The sequence below is a fragment of the Frankia sp. CcWB2 genome (genome assembly GCF_977927585.1).
In genome coordinates, this window is record NZ_CDWRCM010000151.1 from 2,501 (window position 1) to 4,168 (window position 1,668).

Below are 1,668 nucleotides of genomic sequence, written 5' to 3' on the forward strand. Positions count from 1 at the left end.
TAGGGTTTTCGCCTGGATCAGGTTCGTGACCGGCAATCGATGATCCGGGTCGCCACCCTCATGCCACGGCGGAGGTTTTTCCGTGGCGCGCCCGCAAACGGTCGATGGCCTTCTGGTAGACCTTCTCGCGCAGGGCGGCAATACGCAACGGCTCGAGCTCGGCGGTGCCGACCCGACCGCGGGCACCCACCGTCTCCGCGAACTCCGGGTCGGTGAGGAAGGGTTCCAGGGCGTCGGCGAGTGCGGGGGCGTCCTCCGGCGGGATGACCGTGCCGCCCTTCCATTTCGCCACCCAGGTGGCCACCCCGGTTGTCGCGGTCGCGACGACCGGGCGTCCCGAGGCCATTCCCTCGAGACCCGCGATGGAGAAGCTCTCGAACCGGCTCGGCACGACGACCGCCCGTGCCTCCTCATAGGCCTTGACCAGCTCGGGACGGGTCAGGTGGCCGGCGAAACGGCAGGTGACGCCGAGTTTGACCGCCTGCTGCTCCAGCCAGGTCCCGGTCGCCACACCCTCGATCGTGCCCGAGGACTGACCGGCGAAGACCACCGTCGCCTCGACACCCCGTTTCTTCAGCAGCGCGGCCGCCTCGATCAGGACATCCAGCCCCTTGCGCCATTCGAGCCGTCCGACGACGAGCAACGTCGGGTCGGTGTGCTGGGGCGACGCCACCTCCATGTACGGGGACCGGTCGAACGGGTAAGGAATGACGTCCGCGTCGGTATCCCTATCCAGCCAGCCGAAACCGCGCAGCGTGGTGACGATCAGCTCAGAGGGAGCGGTGCGCGCGTCGGCACGCAGAGCGGAGAACCGGTCGATCCGGTCGGCCACCGCGCCCCTGCCGTGCAGCCGGCCGTCCCGCAGGCGCACATCCATCATCGTCGGGGTGTGCAGGTGGATCACGAGGGGGATGTCGCGGCGCAGGGCGGTACGCAGGCCCCGGGTCTCGCCGTCCTGAGTCTCGATCACGTCGGGACGCAGACCGAGACGACGCAGCCAGAAAGCATAGGAAACCGCGAGAACGAACCGCAGGGAGAGCGAATCGCGAGGGTGGTTCTCCCCCTGGAACGACCGGCCGAGTGGGCCGAGAAACCTGGTGACGGGCAACCGCAGGAGAGGCCGCCGGTGCACCATCACCCCGTCATGATCCTCATCCGTGCGGTAGCGTCCCTGCGCGCAGAGGATATGAACCCGATGACCGAGCGCGACCAGTGCGTGAGCGATGTCGTGTGTATAGACTCCCGCCCCGTCCCAGATGATCGGCGGATACTGCTCGCACAAGAAGACGATCTCCATGCCCAATCCCCCACCGCGAGCGAACTTCGGTCAGCTCACCTTATCGCCACGATAACCGGTTGCTGCGGAGGTTTTGGATTTGCGACCACTCGCGCCGCGCCGGCCCACAGATAGGGGTATAGCGACTTCCCTCGCGGCCCGGCTCGCGAGGGAGGTCGCCGGGATACCTGGTCCGGGGCGTGGGCTACAGGGACGGACTGACCACTCAGCCGCGTAACGGCATGGACCGGCCGGTCCTGGAACCGTGCGCCGGCGGGACCCCGGTGCCGTACAGCCGCGGACCCGACAACCCTCCCGAACCCGAACCCGAACCGGTAGCCGGCCCTGGCCCGGCACCCGTCGGCCGGGTGACCTTCGGTTCGATCCGGCGC

1 protein-coding gene and 1 pseudogene are annotated in these 1,668 nt (G+C 68.3%); one reads left to right on the plus strand and one right to left on the minus strand.

Translation table 11 applies throughout. From position 1 onward, the window contains the following. Window positions 1–58: 58 nt before the first annotated feature. Window positions 59–1,297, minus strand: coding sequence for a glycosyltransferase family 4 protein (locus ACY45C_RS15455; protein ID WP_462188298.1), 1,239 nt, complete (start codon window positions 1,295–1,297; stop codon window positions 59–61). Between the two features lie 179 nt (window positions 1,298–1,476). On the opposite strand from ACY45C_RS15455, the pseudogene ACY45C_RS15460 reads away from it, so the two are divergent. Beyond that, a pseudogene (locus ACY45C_RS15460) lies at window positions 1,477–1,668 on the plus strand (hypothetical protein); the annotation flags it as partial.